The organism is Undibacterium sp. TJN19 (genome assembly GCF_049339485.1).
Taxonomy (GTDB): Bacteria; Pseudomonadota; Gammaproteobacteria; order Burkholderiales; family Burkholderiaceae_D; genus Undibacterium.
On record NZ_JBMPPL010000001.1, the window covers coordinates 699,973 to 716,740 of the forward strand.

General features: G+C 48.9%; 14 protein-coding genes. 2 read left to right on the forward strand and 12 right to left on the reverse strand.

The window, feature by feature from the left end:
• Positions 1-69: 69 nt before the first annotated feature.
• The 6 genes from ACO0LH_RS03270 to ACO0LH_RS03295 form a co-directional block, all read right to left on the reverse strand.
• Entirely contained in the window at positions 70-2,460 is a 2,391-nt protein-coding gene (locus ACO0LH_RS03270; RefSeq protein ID WP_422939616.1) for a beta strand repeat-containing protein, read from the reverse strand.
• 94 nt (positions 2,461-2,554) lie between these two features.
• Positions 2,555-4,663: a type IV pilus secretin PilQ gene (gene pilQ, locus ACO0LH_RS03275; RefSeq protein WP_422939617.1), complete on the reverse strand. Its 2,109-nt coding sequence runs from the start codon at positions 4,661-4,663 to the stop codon at positions 2,555-2,557.
• A 35-nt stretch (positions 4,664-4,698) separates the two neighbouring features.
• Complete coding sequence (locus ACO0LH_RS03280) at positions 4,699-5,241, reverse strand: pilus assembly protein PilP (protein WP_422939618.1); 543 nt, start codon at positions 5,239-5,241, stop codon at positions 4,699-4,701.
• Entirely contained in the window at positions 5,238-5,888 is a 651-nt protein-coding gene (locus ACO0LH_RS03285; protein ID WP_422939619.1) for a type 4a pilus biogenesis protein PilO, read from the reverse strand. The genes ACO0LH_RS03280 and ACO0LH_RS03285 overlap by 4 nt, the downstream gene beginning before the upstream one ends.
• A 42-nt stretch (positions 5,889-5,930) precedes the next feature.
• Entirely contained in the window at positions 5,931-6,542 is a 612-nt protein-coding gene (locus ACO0LH_RS03290; RefSeq protein ID WP_422939620.1) for a PilN domain-containing protein, read from the reverse strand.
• Complete coding sequence (locus ACO0LH_RS03295) at positions 6,542-7,621, reverse strand: pilus assembly protein PilM (protein ID WP_422939621.1); 1,080 nt, start codon at positions 7,619-7,621, stop codon at positions 6,542-6,544. Before ACO0LH_RS03295 ends, ACO0LH_RS03290 begins: the two co-directional genes overlap by 1 nt.
• A 304-nt stretch (positions 7,622-7,925) precedes the next feature.
• On the opposite strand from ACO0LH_RS03295, the gene ACO0LH_RS03300 reads away from it, so the two are divergent.
• Positions 7,926-10,241, forward strand: coding sequence for a penicillin-binding protein 1A (locus ACO0LH_RS03300; protein ID WP_422939622.1), 2,316 nt, complete (start codon positions 7,926-7,928; stop codon positions 10,239-10,241).
• 28 nt (positions 10,242-10,269) lie between these two features.
• Here ACO0LH_RS03300 and cyaY read toward each other — a convergent pair whose 3' ends face one another.
• A complete protein-coding gene (gene cyaY, locus ACO0LH_RS03305; protein ID WP_422939623.1) occupies positions 10,270-10,581 on the reverse strand; it encodes an iron donor protein CyaY in 312 nt (103 codons plus the stop codon).
• A 61-nt stretch (positions 10,582-10,642) separates the two neighbouring features.
• On the opposite strand from cyaY, the gene lptM reads away from it, so the two are divergent.
• The gene (gene lptM / locus ACO0LH_RS03310) at positions 10,643-10,837 is read left to right on the forward strand and encodes an LPS translocon maturation chaperone LptM (protein ID WP_422939624.1); all 195 of its coding nucleotides are present in this window, start codon (positions 10,643-10,645) and stop codon (positions 10,835-10,837) included.
• A gap of 2 nt (positions 10,838-10,839) precedes the next feature.
• Here the strand turns inward: lptM and ACO0LH_RS03315 are convergent, their stop codons facing one another.
• The 5 genes from ACO0LH_RS03315 to ACO0LH_RS03335 form a co-directional block, all read right to left on the reverse strand.
• Entirely contained in the window at positions 10,840-11,469 is a 630-nt protein-coding gene (locus ACO0LH_RS03315; RefSeq protein WP_422939625.1) for a 1-acyl-sn-glycerol-3-phosphate acyltransferase, read from the reverse strand.
• Between the two features lie 123 nt (positions 11,470-11,592).
• On the reverse strand, positions 11,593-12,219 hold the full coding sequence (locus ACO0LH_RS03320; protein ID WP_422939626.1) for a sulfite oxidase heme-binding subunit YedZ: 627 nt from the start codon (positions 12,217-12,219) through the stop codon (positions 11,593-11,595).
• Between the two features lies 1 nt (position 12,220).
• Positions 12,221-13,201, reverse strand: coding sequence for a protein-methionine-sulfoxide reductase catalytic subunit MsrP (gene msrP, locus ACO0LH_RS03325; RefSeq protein ID WP_422939627.1), 981 nt, complete (start codon positions 13,199-13,201; stop codon positions 12,221-12,223).
• 147 nt (positions 13,202-13,348) lie between these two features.
• Positions 13,349-14,494, reverse strand: a complete 1,146-nt coding sequence (gene ccsB, locus ACO0LH_RS03330; protein ID WP_422939628.1) for a c-type cytochrome biogenesis protein CcsB — start codon at positions 14,492-14,494, stop codon at positions 13,349-13,351.
• Between the two features lie 54 nt (positions 14,495-14,548).
• Positions 14,549-16,714, reverse strand: a complete 2,166-nt coding sequence (locus tag ACO0LH_RS03335; protein ID WP_422939629.1) for a cytochrome c biogenesis protein ResB — start codon at positions 16,712-16,714, stop codon at positions 14,549-14,551.
• Between the last annotated feature and the right edge of the window lie 54 nt (positions 16,715-16,768).

The window sequence follows — 16,768 nt, forward strand, 5'->3', positions numbered from 1 at the left end:
TATATTTGTCAACACTATTTCTTATTTCAACACGCATTGCAATGATTCAGATCAATCTACCTCTGATCATCAGCAACCGGCACCGCCATTCAAATCTTTAATAGTCATGGTACTTGTTGCGGTGACGTTCTGACTATCCTTGACAGTAATTGTCACGGCTGTATCAGCGGCCACGCAACGGGTACCTTGAGTTCCCAATGCCACGCTCAGCACACGACCGTTGAAACTCAAAGGATTCAGTGGATCAGGGTTGCTGCCAGAAACTGAAGACAGCAATGTGCTGCTGGTGAAGACTTGGAACGGTGCGTTACCGCCAGTAATGTTCAAATTAATTGTTGCAACATTAGTTTCATTAATATTGAAAACATTTGGACTGATAGACATGGTCGTCACCGGAGCAACAACTGTAATAGACACCAGACTGGTGTTACCCGAAGCGTCTGCAATTACCAGAGATGTCGCCCCTATTTTTGCTAAAGTAACATTAAATATACCACCACTAGTCGCAACCGTGCCATTTGCTACACTGGCAATAGCCTGATTATTTGAGGTAATAGTGTAAGGAGCTGCACCACCATCAATACGGAAAGCCAGCAAATCGCCAACATAACCAGTACTTGCATTAGGGGTAACTGCCAATGTCGCGCTAGTTGTACCAATAACGCTAACGCTGATAGGCACTCTTGCACCTACGCTATCCACCACCGAAACGTTTGCAGAACCTGCAGCCACACCCGTTAAAGTCAGCGACGAGCCGCTTACCACCGCAGTAACAATTCTTGCGTCACTAGTAGTCGCAGTGTATGGGCCAGTACCGCCACCAATTGTATAAACCGGTGAAGCACCTATAGTCAAATTGAGCGTCGCGGGCGAGGAAGTATACAAGGCAACCGAGGTACCCGTACCTACACTCACACTAATCGTGACTGGAGAGCCTGACGAATCCTTGACAAGAATCGTTGCCGCACCTGTCGATACGCCAGTAATTGTCAAGGTAGTACCTGTGACCGATGCAGTTGCGATTGCTACGTTACTACTTGTCGCAGAATACGGCGCAGTGCCGCCACCGATTTGGTAAGTAGGTGATGCCCCAGTAGCAATAGTGATCGCGGCTGGCGCAGTAGTAAACACACCGTTTACAGAACCGCTACCGACAGTCACATTAATTGAAATAGGACTACCACCACCCGCTTCACGCAAGCTGACAACCGCACTGCCAGGCGTCAGACCATTGATCACAACGTTATTTCCAGAAACGCTGGTTGTCACTACGCTGGTATTACTGCTGGTAGCGGTAAAAGGAGCAGTGCCGCCACCTACAATAAAACTATTACTGCCGCCGACCGCAACAGTAATACTACTCGGCGCAGTTGTATAAAAGGTAGCGCCCGATCCTACTGTCAGGTTGATCGCCACGTTTGCACCTAAACTATCCTTGATATTGATAGTCGTACTGCCAGGGCTAACACCTGAAATGACGAATTTATTGCCATTAATACCAACAGTAGCTATTTGAGTATTTCCACTAGTGGCAGTATAGATTTGACTACCGCCACCTATTGTAAATGTAGGGCTACTGCCACCTACAGGCACAACCAGCGCCGTTGGTGCGGATGTAAACAATTGTGCGGTAGAGCCAACGGTAACAGTAATTGTCACTATTCCTTGCGAAGCATCTCTAACAACCACATTGGTTGAGCCGACTGAGAGACCGGTAATAGTCAAAGTGGTACCTGATATGGACGCAGTACCTACAGCATTGTTACTACTACCTACGGTATAAGGGCCATTGCCCCCCCCTACAGTGAAGGTTGCAGCGGCACCAACACCGACATTGACAGAATTCGAAGCAGTAGTAAACAAGGGATCGTTAGAACCAACGGTAACAGGAATATCAACCGTGACTTTACCAAGGCTGTCTTTAACAGTTACGGTCGTTTTGCCACCAACCAGACCATTCACTACGAATGTATTATTAACCAGTGTTACGCTAGCAATAGTTAAATTATTACTAACTACATTGTATATCAAACTGCCGCCACCAATGGTATATACAGCCGAAGTACCGCCAACTGGCACAGTAATGCCACTTGCAGGGGCGGAAGTGAACAAATCAATTCCCGTACCAACCGTAACATCGATTGAGACGGCAGTTCCAGCACCATCCTTGACAGAAATTGTTGCTTTTCCTCCACCAGCAGAGCCACCAGTAATTGTTAGTACACTTCCATTAACACTCACAAACGCAGCGCTCGAACTAGTAGTTACAAAGTAAGAGGGGACGCCGCCGCCAATATTATAGGTACGGACTTCCCCTGGTGCGATAGTCAACAGGGCTGGCGCAGTCGTAAATAATGCTGCACCGCCACTTGTATTCCCAGGAGACCCGCCACCGCCACCACATGCAGTAAGGCCGACTAGCAGCAATAATGCGAACACTTCGCGAATAAACTTCATCATGAAACACCTATAGTTAATCAAATTCGTAAATTAATGGATTCAACATCAACCAAATGCCAATCATTGCATATCGTAACTGCAGATGAAACAACTGTTACTTGTTGTTAAATTTCTCAGCAATAATTTTGGGCGTAATAAATATCAACAATTCAGTTTTATCGTTGGTACGCCCAGTTGATTTAAATAAATTCCCGAATAAAGGAATGTCGCCAAAAAATGGTATTTTTGTAACGCTATCACGTTCATTCTGCTGGAAAATGCCACCCAGTACAACTGTACCGCCATTTTCCACTAATACCATGGTTTTAACTTCCTTTTTATCAATCGCAAAACCAGCTCTGGTTTCGATACCGACACTGTCTTTATGTACGTTGACATCAAGAATGACATTACCGTCAGGTGTAATCTGCGGCGTGACTTCCAGTCGCAAACTCGCAGTTCTGAAAACAATTGACGTTGCACCACTTGAAGTCGCTACCTGATACGGCAATTCTGTACCTTGCTCTATCGATGCTTTCAACTGATCTGCCGTTACTACACGTGGGCTGGAGATAATTTTGCCCTTACCATCTGCTTCCAGTGCCGACAGCTCCAGATTCAGGAAACGATTGGCGGCAGATGAGAACAGACTGACTGCCAAACTGCCCGGATTTAAACCGTTAATACCTGTTGCAGGCAGATTGATGAACTGCGAGTTAGGAATAAAACTTTGATCCGTGATTTTCGCCTGACCCGTTTGTTCACCCACACCCAGATAATTACCTGTTAAAGCTACACGTTGATTACCTTGTAACTGATAACCGGCATCACCACCACGCAAGCCACGCAAATCGGTAAAGCCCAATTTTGCACCCAGGCTCTTGCTGAATTTATCATCCGCTTCAACGATCCGGGCTTCAATCAATACCTGTCTCGAAGCAATATCGGTTTTTTGAATCAGTTTACGTATTTCTTCCAGTTTTGACGGGATATCAGTCACAAACAATTGATTGGTACGTGGTTCAATCACAGCACTGCCGCGCTTGGAAAGGATGCGGTTGGTGCTTGACCCATCCGCACCGAAAACCAGTTTGAAAGCTTCTGCTTTTTGATAATTTAATTGGAATGACTCTGTTTTAACTGGCTCCAGATCGGCGATTTGGGCCTTTTGTTCAAGTTCCAGTTTTTCTTTAGTCAGCAATTCATCTTTTGGGGCAACCCAGATCACGGACCCATTCTTGCGCATGTCCAAGCCTTTGGATTGCATGATGATGTCCAGTGCGTGATCCCAAGGAACATCTTTCAAACGCAGGGTTATCGTGCCGTTGACGGTGTCACTGGCAATAATATTGAGGTTGCTGACTTCTGCAATGATTTGCAAAATGGCACGCACTTCTATGTTCTGGAAGTTAAATGACAGACGTTCGCCACGGTAGCCTTGTGTGCCTTGTGTCAGTTTATTCGGGTCTTCCTTGATCGGTTTGACTTCGACAACAAATTGCGTATCGCTTTGATAAGCACTATGTTCCCACAGACCGGTAGGCTCAATCACCATCCGCACATTTTCGCCAATTGCGGTGGTTGTAATGGATTGCACTGGCGTACCAAAATCAGCCACATCCACGGTTTTCCTGAGAACTTCTGGCAAGCCTACCTTGAGGAAATCAACGATGATTTTTTGACCTTGTTGACGAATATCAACCGCCACCTGATTCACAGGCAAATCGACGACAATACGGCCTTCGCCAGCAACGCCGCGACGGAAATCGATATCCCTGAGATTTTTCTTGCCGCTTACGATGGGTTCCGGTGCCGCCGGCAAGCCCTGGGAATTCACTGCTGTCGCCGTGCCGCCAGAACCATCTATCGTGATGATCAGGTTATTTCCCTCTATCGCTGTCGCATAATTCAGTGACTTGTTTAAATTCAGTACCAACCTGGAGCGCCCGGTCGCCTCGATGACATTAACGGTGCGCAAATCCGCAATATTAATATCGAAGATAGTCTTGCCAGTACCATTGCTGATATCCGCAAAATCCAGTGCAATCCTTGCAGGACTGGCGATAGAAAACCCGACAGGCGCTTTCAGCAAAGGGGATTTCATGCCTACTCTGACGATAATATTGGCACCCTGCTGATTTGCAGTCACTGATTCAATGGAATTTGACTGGGCAAATGCAAATTGGCATAAACCCAGCATTCCCAATAAAATAAATTTAATCATTCCGGCGCCCCTTATACTTGTATTTATCAACGCATTCATTTCTTACTCTCCTGCAATTCTAACTTGGCATCGCGCTCGGTCCAATCACCTGCGGCATCCAGAACTTTTTCTTTAATTTCGATCTCGTTCTCCGAAATTTTTGTAATCTTCCCGGTGTTTTGACCTATGTAGGTTCCGGCTTTTACCTGATAGACAGTCTTATCTGCCTGCACCAGTGCATAGACCACTTTATTCTTCTCTATCGTGCCAACCATTTTTAGAATATCCAGAGGAAATGACTCCAGTGCATCCTGACGTCTGTTAGGGTCTGGTGCATCAACGCCATTCCCTGATTGCGCCTTCAGACGAGCCAACACGACCAGCAGTTTTGCCGGGTCGAAAGGTTCAGTGCTGCCTTTCGCATCATAAGAAAAGGGGACATAGACCTTAGGCTCACTGAGTTTGGGTACTATCACTTTGATTTCTTTTCTTTCAGCTTCCATCCATGAGCGGATTTCGGTTTCTTCACTATCACCACAGGCTGATAATGACGTCACTGCAAGCAAAAGAACTGAGGATCTAAATATCATCTTCATCATTTCTTAGGCCCCTTTTTCAGGTTTGCCTGCGTCATTACTTCATCCTTGTTCAAATAACGGAAAGTTTTAGCCGTTACTTCCAAAGCAAGACCGCCTTCTTTCACTGTGCTTATTCCTAAATTGTTCAAGGTCACAATCCGTGGCAGCTTGGCGATGTCGGAAACGAATTGCCCAAGATCATGGTAGCTACCGAAAATCTTGATTGAAATTGGCAACTCGGCATAATAATCTTTGACGACCACGGTTCCTGGTATAAATGAATCAAACTGCAAACCACGTCCAGTAGCGGCCTGATTAATATCAGCCAGCAAAGCCGCCATTTCGGCCTGACTCGGGAGTTGCTTTTCCATCGTCGCCACGTACTGCAACACCAGCTTCCTTTGATCTTTCAGTGCCTCAAGATTTACTGCCTGTGTCAATTTTTGTTTGTAATCAGCCTTCAGCTTGCCTTCTTCTATCACGCCATTATCGATCGCCTCGATTTGACCACTCCACTGGAAATACCAGCCAAGGCCTAAAACCAGTAACAACACACCAATTGCGGTTGCTATTCTGGGCGCGATCGGCCACAGGCCTGGATGCAGCCCATTTAAATCTCGAAATTGCGCGCCAATCGAATCGCCAATTTCATTCAGGTTAATCGCCATTTACAATTTTCCGTAATATTGCTAAAAAGTCCAAATCCAAGCTTACTTACTCTTTTTGCCAGCATCGCTGGCTTGCGATCCAGACTCTTCCTTCTCCCGCGGCCGCTTAATTCCGACATTGATCGTAAATTCAAACACTTTCTTGGCATCCCGTCCCTGACCTAAGGTCGTTGAATGAATATTCACCAGCTCAGGTTTGTACATCCAATCCGATTTGGCACCGAGGTCGCGGATATATTCAGCAACCCGGTCCTGGGATTGGGCAAATCCAATCAACAATATCCTTTGCCCCTCTTGTTTCAAGGAACGCAGATACACACCTTCAGGCGTCAGCTTGACCAGTTCGTCAAGCAAGAACACAGGCTGGTTCCTGTCGCCCTGCAAATCTTCAACCGCTTGTTGACGCGCTTTCAGAGCATCAATTTCTTGTCTCAGACTGGCAATTTCGATGATCTTCTCGTCTAATTTGCCGTTTTCTTTTTTGATGAATTCATTGCGTTCGGTCTGTGCTGCCAACTGGCGTCCATAATAGGCACCGACAACAACCACAATCAAGGCCCCGACAATTGCGGAAAATAGCAATAATGAATAAAAGTCGTTCTTTAGCTGTTTGCGCTTTTCTTCCCTGTGAGGAAGGAGATTAATCTTTATCATCAGCCAAATCTCCGCAAGGCCAGACCGCAAGCGACCATATAAGCAGGGGCATCAATGCGCAAAGCTTTTTCATTGACGCCAGATCCCAGCTCCATACCCTTGAACGGACTGACTACTGCCGTAGAAATTTTTGTGCGTTCAGCAATAATATCAACCAGACCCGGAATCACTGCGCAGCCACCTGTCAAAAAGATTTGATCCACGCGGGTGAAAGGTGTAGAGGTAAAAAAGAATTGGATGGCGCGTGTCACTTCGAGCGCAGCACTTTCCAGGAAAGGCTCAAGCAACTCCATTTCATAGCTGTCAGGCAGATCACCACTCTTCTTCTTGACTTCAGCCTCTTCAATCGACAAGCCATAATTTCTGACGATGTCCTGGGTTAACTGACTGCCACCGAATTGCTGCTCACGCTCATAAATCACTTCACCATTGAGCATGATGAAAATATAGGTACGCTTTGAGCCTATTTGGAAAATCGCAAAAATCTGGTCTTTGCCTTCATTCGCCTGCTGGTCAATCAGACGCGAAATGGCTGACCGTGCCGCATAAGATTCGATATCCATGACTTTAGGTGTCAAACCACCCGCCTGGACAATCGCCACCCGGTCTTCAATCTTTTCTTTGCGCGACGCTGCCAGCATGACTTCCACATCTTCTTCCGCATTGGCGGCTGGGCCCAGCACACAGAAATCAAGACTCACCTCATCCATGGAGAAGGGAATATATTGACTGGCTTCAGATTCAACCTGAACCTCAAGTGCCTGTTCGGACAAAGTGCCTGAAAGTATGATTTTCTTGGTAATGACGGCAGAAGCAGGCATGGCCATTGCCACGTTTTTCGCCGAAGTGCCGCTTTTCTTCACAAGCTTGCGCACCGCCTCGGTTACTTGCTCAATATTCTCGATGTTGCCATCCAGCACCGCCCCTTTGGGAAGCGCTTCGGAAGCATAGCGCTCAAGACGATAGGTCTTGTTGCTTCCTTCCGAAAGCTCAACAAGTTTTATGTCGAGAGAACTTATATCCAAACCAAAAAGTGGTGGATTTTTTCTGCCAAGCAATGAAGCCAGATCTAAAGCCAAGAATATCCCCTCACGATTACATCATTATTGCAATTTGCACAAAGCAAGTTGTGCAAATCATTATCTTTCCTGGAGTAAATTCTCTTTAAAAACCGCTATTTACGAGACAATTATCCAAGCTTACATGAAATCCTAGCAATAAGACTGACATTGGTAAAGCAATTTCCACGCAGCATTACCAATAATCGTTGCCAAATATCCACGTATCTAATGAATATCAAGAAAATTTCCTTTCAATTTGCTTCCGTCGCATGCCGATAGAAGGCGGCTATAATGTCTGCTGCCTTATTTACAATTAGCCGCTATGTCAGATCAAAAAAAAGAAACCGACAGTAAACCAGAGCAGCCAAAGCGCTCCGTTGGAAAGTTAATCGCCCGCATTTTACTAGGAACAGGCGGTGTTTTATTAGGATTAATGGTGGCAGGCTTGCTGATGGTCGGTTTTGCACTGACGATGGCTTACCCCAATTTGCCCGAACTGGACTCGATTACCAGCTATCGCCCCAAAATGCCTTTACGGGTTTTTTCTGCCGACAATATGCTGATCGCCGAATTTGGTGAGGAGCGCCGCAACGTCGTCCGCTTCAAGGATATTCCTGAAATCATGAAGAAAGCAGTCCTTGCCATTGAGGACGACCGCTTCTATGAACATGGCGGTGTCGATTACCTGGGCATTACCCGTGCGGCCCTGCATAACCTGACCGGTGGTGCCAAACAGGGTGCATCAACCATTACCCAGCAAGTTGCCCGGAATTTCTTTCTTTCCAGCGAGCAAACCTTCAAACGCAAGATTTATGAAATCCTGCTGGCCTGGAAAATTGAACAAAACCTCACCAAAGATCAGATCCTGGAGGTGTATATGAACCAGATCTATCTGGGTCAACGCGCCTATGGCTTTGCATCTGCTGCGCAGATCTACTTTGGGAAAAACCTCAAAGATGTGACGATAGCAGAGGCGGCAATGCTGGCAGGTTTGCCAAAAGCCCCGTCCGCTTACAATCCGGTCGCCAACCCCAAGCGGGCAGCGGTCAGGCAGCAATATATTCTGCAAAGGATGCGCAACCTGGGTTACATCACGGAAGCGCAGTACGACCAGGCAAAGAATGAAGAACTAAGAACCAAGACTGACAGCAGTGAATTTGGCATTCATGCCGAATATGTTGCGGAAATGGCACGCCAGCTGGTGTATGAGCAATTCAAGGAAGAAACTTATACCCGCGGCCTGAATGTCTACACCACCATCACCAAGGCCGACCAGGACAGCGCCTATCTGGCGCTACGCCGCGGTGTGATGGACTACGAGAAGCGCCACGGCTATCGCGGACCGGAAGCCATCATTACCATACCGGAAGGCAAAGAAGCGGCGGAAGATGCCATAGAGAAAGAATTGGCTGATCATTCCGACAGTGATGACTTACAAGTTGCCATGGTTCTGGAAGCCACGCCCAAATTAGTCCGTGCCGTCTTGTCGTCTGGTGAAGAAATACGCATAGAAGATGCGGGTCTGACTTTTGCTGCCAGCGCCCTGTCAGCAAAAACACCGGCCAATAAACGTATACAGCGTGGGGCCGTCGTCCGCGTCATGCTGGACGGGAAAACCTGGAGCATTATCCAGATGCCAGAAGTGCAGTCTGCATTTATTGCTGCAAATACAACTGATGGTGCGATTCGCGCCCTGGTTGGTGGTTTTGACTACAACCTCAATAAATTCAATCACGTGACCCAGGCCTGGCGACAGCCCGGTTCCAGCTTCAAGCCATTTATCTATTCTGCTTCGCTGGAAAAAGGTCTGTCCCCTTCTACCATCATCAATGATGAACCCATCAGTTTTGATGCCGGACAAACTGGCGGGCAAGCCTGGGAGCCAAAGAATTACGATGGTAAATACGAGGGTCCGATGACCATGCGCAAGGGTTTGACGAAATCCAAGAACATGATTTCCATCCGCATTTTGCACAGGATAGGTGCCAAGTACGGGCAGGAATACACAAATCGCTTTGGTTTCCTGCCAGAAAAGAATCCTCCTTACCTGACACTGGCGCTGGGTGCAGGTGCAGTCACACCGCTGCAAATGGCGGGAGCCTATGCCGTGTTTGCCAATGGCGGCTATAAAGTCAATCCCTACCTGATTTCAAAAATCACCGATACCAACGGCAATCTGCTGGTGGAAACCAAACCGGAAAAAGCCGGTGATGAAAACAACCGCGTGATTGATGAGCGCAATGCCTTCCTGATGGATAGCATGATGAAAGACGTGGTGCGCTACGGTACGGCAACCAAGGCCATGATATTGAAACGCCCTGACATTGCCGGCAAGACGGGCACGACCAATGATTCTTTCGATGCCTGGTTTGCCGGTTATCAGGCAAAAGTGGTCGGCATCGCCTGGATAGGCTTTGATCAACCGAAAAACCTCGGCAACAAGGAAACCGGTGGGGGTCTGGCGCTGCCGATCTGGATAGGTTATATGCAAAAAATCCTGAAAGACTTCCCTATCGAAGAACGCCCAATTCCCAAGGGTGTTATTTCTGTAGAAGGGGATTATTACTATGCAGAAAACCCACCGGGCGTAGGGATTTCTACCCTCGCAACGCCGCCAGCAACCATTATTGACGAATAGCGACTGGCGGCCGCTGCCTGACCTTGTTCTAGTGGCCTTGTTCTTTGGCTACCCTGGACAAGGTCGCAAACAATTCAGACCCATCGCGCGTATTGAGCCAGTGCTGGCCATCAAATTTATAGTGGAACCCGCCGCTGCGTGCAGCCAGCCACATCTCTTGCATGGGTGCCTGGCTATTGACGATGATTTTTGAGCCATTGTCGACAAATTCCACGGTCAGTACATTGCCGCTGCGGCTGCATTCGACATCGTATTCATCGTTTTCATAAGCCTGCTCGAATAATTCCTCGACTTGTCGCAAACAAGTATCAGCCAGTACCAGGAATTCAGATTCAGTCATGCTACACTCCAGCGTCTTTATATGTAAAACGCCATTCTATACGGTGTTTCAGGATCGCAAGATGCGCAAACTCATACCCCTCATTTTTATAATGTCTTTACTGACGGCCTGTGGACAAAAAGGCCCGTTGATTTTACCGCCCAAATCGACACAGCCTGCGGCAACGACACCGGCAGCCAAGCCTGTCACTACTCCTGTAGCTGCGCCGATCACAACCCCTATCACCACACCCATCACTTCGCCAAATCAGTCCTGATATCAGCCCCGATTACTGGCTTCATCCGGGCGCAGAACTATAGGGCTGGCCAGTGATGACCTGCACCCTTGGACACCCTGATACACTGCAGCAATACTGGCCATGTCCTGGGTCCTGTCACCACTAAGGTCAAGATAATCAACCAGCGACACTTCGCGTTTGGCAAAGTCGAAATAGGCACAGCCCAGCGGCACCTTTGCCGTCGTTGCAATATGATAAAAACCGCTGCGCCAATAAGTTTTCAGACTGCGCGAGCCTTCTGGCGCTATCGCCATCCAGTACCAGTCCGCACGATTGATTTTTTCTGCCAGACGCGCAATGGCACCGGTAGAAAGACCACGCTCGACAGGTTCACCGCCGAGATAACGCACCAGGCGTCCTATGGTCGCCCCGGTCAAACCTTCAAATAAAGTGGATTTGGCAATGAAATGAAACGGCATGCCTATTGCCAGCTTGGCCAGCACGCCTATTATGAAATCCCAGTTGGATGTGTGCGGGTACACAATGATCACACCACGCGGCCCGGGCAAAGGGCGATACTTCACGCGCCAGCCCAGCATGCCCAGAATACCCAAAGCCAGCCGCTGCACCAATCGTGGCTGTAGCTTCTTTTCAAGTAAATAATCGCTCATGTTTTAAGCAAGTCAAAAGGGCTGTTTACCCGCCCTCGCGATTATGCCGCGAAGAAATATGCGATGTAAAACAAGATCTATGTGCGCCCGCAACAGACCATTGCGTGCGCAAGTGGAATGAAATTAGTTCCCATTTGCGACAACAGAATTGCGCCCCGACCAACGCCACCAGACACGCAACAACAAGAGACTGCCGACGATGACGGCAAATACGACAGGCTGGGAAAAGTCATGCTTGCCCGATTTCATCCAGAAATAATGCAGCACACCCAAAAGGGCAATCACATAAATCAGTTTATGCAGCAGTTGCCAGCGCTTGCCGCCAAGGCGCTTGATCATGCCATTGGTACTGGTCGCAGCCAGTGGTATCAGCAAGACGAAAGCAATAAAACCTACCGTGATGAAAGGACGTTTAAGGACATCTTTCCACATCTCCTGCACATCAAAGAAATGATCGAACCACAGAAAAGTCATGAAATGCAGGAAAGCATAAAAGAAGGCATACAAACCCAGCATGCGCCGGCAACGCAATAACCAGGGCATGTGCAAGAGCTTGCGCAAGGGCGTCACGGCGAGGGTAAAGCACAAAAAATACAGCGTCCAGTCACCGGTATTGCGGGTAATGAATTCCACCGGGTTGGCACCGAGCTTGTCGAGAAAGACAAAACTCACCAGGCGGATAAATGGCAGTAAGGCGACGACGAACAGCGCCATCTTGAAGCGTGAAACTTGCTTATTGGTGAGCTGCATATCAGTAAAACTTTTTCAAATCCATGCCGGTATACAGCGAAGCAACTTCACTATAACCATTGAACATCAGGGTCTTGCGCTTGCGCGCCAGAAAGCCATCTTCGCCTATGCGTCTTTCCGATGCCTGCGACCAGCGCGGATGATCAACATCAGGATTTACATTTGAATAAAAACCGTATTCGCTGGGCGCTGCGATATTCCATGCTGTCCGCGGCTGATCTTTGACGAAGCGTATCTTGACGATGGATTTGGCGGATTTGAAACCATATTTCCACGGCAAGACCATGCGTACCGGTGCACCGTTTTGATTCGGCAAGACTTCGCCATACATGCCAAAACTCAGCAATGCCAGCGGATGATTGGCTTCATCCAGGCGCAAGCCTTCTACATACGGCCATTCGAGAACCGGGCTGCGCAAGCCTGGCATCTGCTTCTTGTCATCAAGGGTAATGAATTCTATATAGCGTGCATTCGCGGTCGGCTCCACTTTCTTGATCAGGTTGGACAAGGAATATCCTATCCACGGTATCACCATGGACCAGCCTTCAACGCAACGCAGGCGATAAACCCGCTCTTCCATCGCTGCCAGTTTCATCAGGCTATCCAGATCCAGCGTCATTGGTTTTTTGACTTCACCGTCGATAGTAATCGTCCACGGACGCGGCCTGAGCGAACTGGCCGTCATCGCCGGATCGGCCTTGTCGGTACCAAATTCATAGAAATTATTGTAAGTCGTGGCGTCCTTGAAGCTGGTTTTCTTTTCCATCGAGGCATAGGCAGGGTTGGCTGCTGCGGCCAGCTTTTGGGCGCCTGGTGTCTGGGCAAATGCTTCACGGTTAACCATTTCCAGCATGCTGCCGCTGGCAATCGACCCCAACGCGACTTTGCGGATGAAGTCGCGGCGCGATTCAAACACGGCGCGTGGCGTGATTTCGGACGAAAAAGGCAGGTCTATCCCATTGGGGCTACGTTTGATCAGCATGGTGGACTCCGTGGCTGCGTGATGACAACATTCATGAAACATTCGCGTAAGGGCATGCAATATGCCTTTACGCGCCTAGTTTCTCATGAGTCGCAGAAGTCTGCTGATACTTACAGTTTTAAGCGGAAATAGTAGAAATAAAGGGAATCAAAGTTTTCCGTAAGAATGCAAACCGGACAGGAACATATTCACACCAAGGAAAGCAAAGGTCGTCACCAGTAAGCCGACCAAGGCCCACCATGCAGCAACCTGCCCACGCAAGCCCTTCATCAAGCGCATGTGCAACCAGGCCGCATAATTAAGCCAGACGATCAGCGCCCAGGTTTCTTTCGGGTCCCATGACCAGTAGCCACCCCAGGCTTCAGCCGCCCATAAGGCACCAAGTATGGTGGCGATGGTAAAGAAAGCAAAGCCAACGGCAATTGCCTTGTACATGACATCATCCAGCACTTCCAGCGCGGGCAGGCGGTCTGCCAGGTAGCCTTTGGATTTCAGCAGGTAAGCCATGGCGACCATGGCTGCCAGGGCAAAAGTACCGTAACCGATGAAGTTGGCCGGCACATGGATTTTCATCCACCAGCTTTGTAAAGCAGGCACCAGGGGTTGAATGTCGGCAGCATCACGGCTGACCGTATACCACAGCAAAAAGCCCACGGCGGCAGAAATCACCAGCAACACAAAAGCACCCAGTTGGCGGGTCGCATATTGTTGCTCGTAATACAAATAGAACAGCGCTGTAATCATGGAAAACAGGATGAATACTTCATACAGGTTGGACACAGGTATATGGCCCACATCCGTACCGATCAGGTAAGACTCATACCAGCGCACCAGCAGGCCGGTAAAGCCCATCACCACCGCCGCCCAGCACAGGATGGAACCGACGGAAGAACCGAAATCAGACCTGGCGATCAGGCCGCCCCAGTAAAACAGCGTGGACAGGAAAAACAGGGTACTCATCCACAAAATGGCCGACTGGCTGGAAAACAGGTATTTCAGGAAAAATTTCTTGTTCGCCATGTCCAGCGAACCACCGTACAGCTGAATCGCAAACAGGCTCAGTAGCGCCAGCACCAATAACAGGGGCCGCACCGGTTTCCAATGCCAGCCCAGCCAGGCAAAGGTCGGGGCGGCCAGCAACAGGATGGCCTTTTCATACACATCCATATACGCGCCGAAGCGGCTGAAGGCGAATAAGGACGCCATGCACAAACCGACTGCATAAAGCCAGTCAACGATAGAGAGCCGCTTGAAAAAGCCCTGGTAAGGCGTATAGTTTTCTGTCATTTCCATCATATTTTCCCGAGTGCCGATCTGGCAACGCTGTACACAGTGAAGTGTAGTCGATTACTTCGTATCCTGCTGTTTCACTTCCGCATTCTGCACACCAGATTGCCTCAAATGTATTTTGAGCTGTTCAAACTCTTTTTCAAAATCCAGAGTCTTTCTTTGTGAACTCAATGCCATCAGAGCATGCGTACCCTGCCCCTCATCCCTGATCCAGATCCACAATCTGCGTTCACGGATATAAAACATGGAAAACACACCAATCACCAGGAACAGGCAACCCAGGTAAACCACTTTTTTACCCGGTGAACGGGTCACTTGCAGCACTGACGCCTTGACCTCTTCAAAACCCGTCATTTGCAGGAAAACCGGCGCGCCATAAAAACTGGAGTCGGAAATTGCCCCGGTGGCCAGTTGCAAGAATTGCGCATGCTTGTCGTTCAGTGCCAGTTCCGGCAAACCATCTTTTTCGCGGGCAACGGCCCACAGATCCCACATGCTGCCATTCAAGATTTTCATGAACACATCGGCGGCCTTGGTCTGCTCAGCTGCCGGTATGTTTTCCAGGAACTTGGCAATGGCGACAAAACCCGCCTGCTGGCCATCACCTGCAAAAATACTCAGGCTTTTCTTGGCAGATTCAGATAACTGCGACTGCATCTGGGCAGGGTTATCGATATTGGGCGGCAATGCACGCACGGCATAACGCTTGGCGGCCTGCTCCCGCAGTTCCGGGTTATTGACGGCAGCACGCAGCCGCATCCATTCTTTGATCGTATCGTCATCATCTGCCGGGATACGCAGATAGCGAAATGCCTCAGCCGGTGAATCACGGGTACCGGCCAGGAACATATATGCCCCATCAATCATGATGGACTGCATGTAATTATGAAATTCCCTGGCCTGCCCGGTCTTGTCGCGCAATTTATATTGCAGGCTGGGGCCGACATTTTTCAAATCTTTGTTATTGGCATTTTTTGCCGCGGAACCCAGGTGTTTGTCCAGGTCAGCACTGAGTTTTTCATTGAAACTCTGGTCTGTATTGACCGCCCTGACATCGGTGCCATTACGCGCCATGTTCTCGACATTGAAAGGGCGAAACCCTGACCACTCTATGGTGAAGTCATTGCCGCCCATGCCTGGTAAGGGCGTGCTGCCCCCCATTTCACCGGCCAGGTCAAATGTCGTATTGGCAGCGCCAGACATGGGATAAGCCTTCAGCTTCAAACGGCTGCCGCCGTCTTCAAAGCTCGATTGATATACCGCAATACCTTTGTAAATCAGCGGCTCGTTGACCTTGATGGTGGAGGCAAAAGATTTTCCGGTTTCATGATCGGTCACTTCCACATCGCTGGCAAACAGCTTGGGCATGCCGGTCGAGTAAAAATCGATCGTGAATTTCTTCAGCTTGATGGTGAAAGGCAAATCCTGTATCAATACCCCGGTTGCCTGCGGCAAAATCGCCGTACTGCTGCTGCTGCCTTCAGGGATCATGGTGTTGCCACGATAAGACGGGTTCGCCAGCGACAGGCGATGCTGTTGCGGGATATTGGCGATAATGCCATTGCCCTCAAACGGCACCTTGCCCATGAACCATTGCTGGAAACGTACCGGCATGTCTGAATCGAGCAAGCCGCCTATGCAGATGATGACAATGGCGCTATGGGCAAAAATATAACCCCATTTGTTAGCCGCACCCTGTTTCGCCACCAGCAGGCTGGCGCCATCTTTCTCTACCACTTTGAATTTATAACCGATACGCGACAGATGCGCGCCAAGCCGGGCAATCACTTGTGGCCGCGTATTGCTGCTACGCCATTCATCCTTGTGATGAAAATTACGCAGGGACTGCTCGCGCACGTTTTCACGCCAGCTGCGCATGTCTTTCAACATTTTGGGCGCATTCCTGATCAGGCACAGCGAGGTCGACAAGACCAGGAAAGTCATGATCAGCAAGAACCACCATGCTGAATACACTGAATACAGGCTCAGCTTGTTGAAAATCTCAAACCAGAACGGGCCAAACTGATTCACGTAATTTGGCATCGGCTCATTTTGCTTGAGCACGGTGCCTATGACTGAGGCAATCGCGATCAGGGTCAGCAAGCTGATGGCAAAACGCATGGAAGACAACAACTCAACGGCATCTGCAACCCAGACTTGCCGTGTTTTAATCTGGATGCCACCGGTATCTGCAGCCTGATCGGTATCCGTTTTGATATCCATACTATTCCAGGGATTCATCTAAAAAAAAGGGGATGGCAAACTGCCACCCCCTCC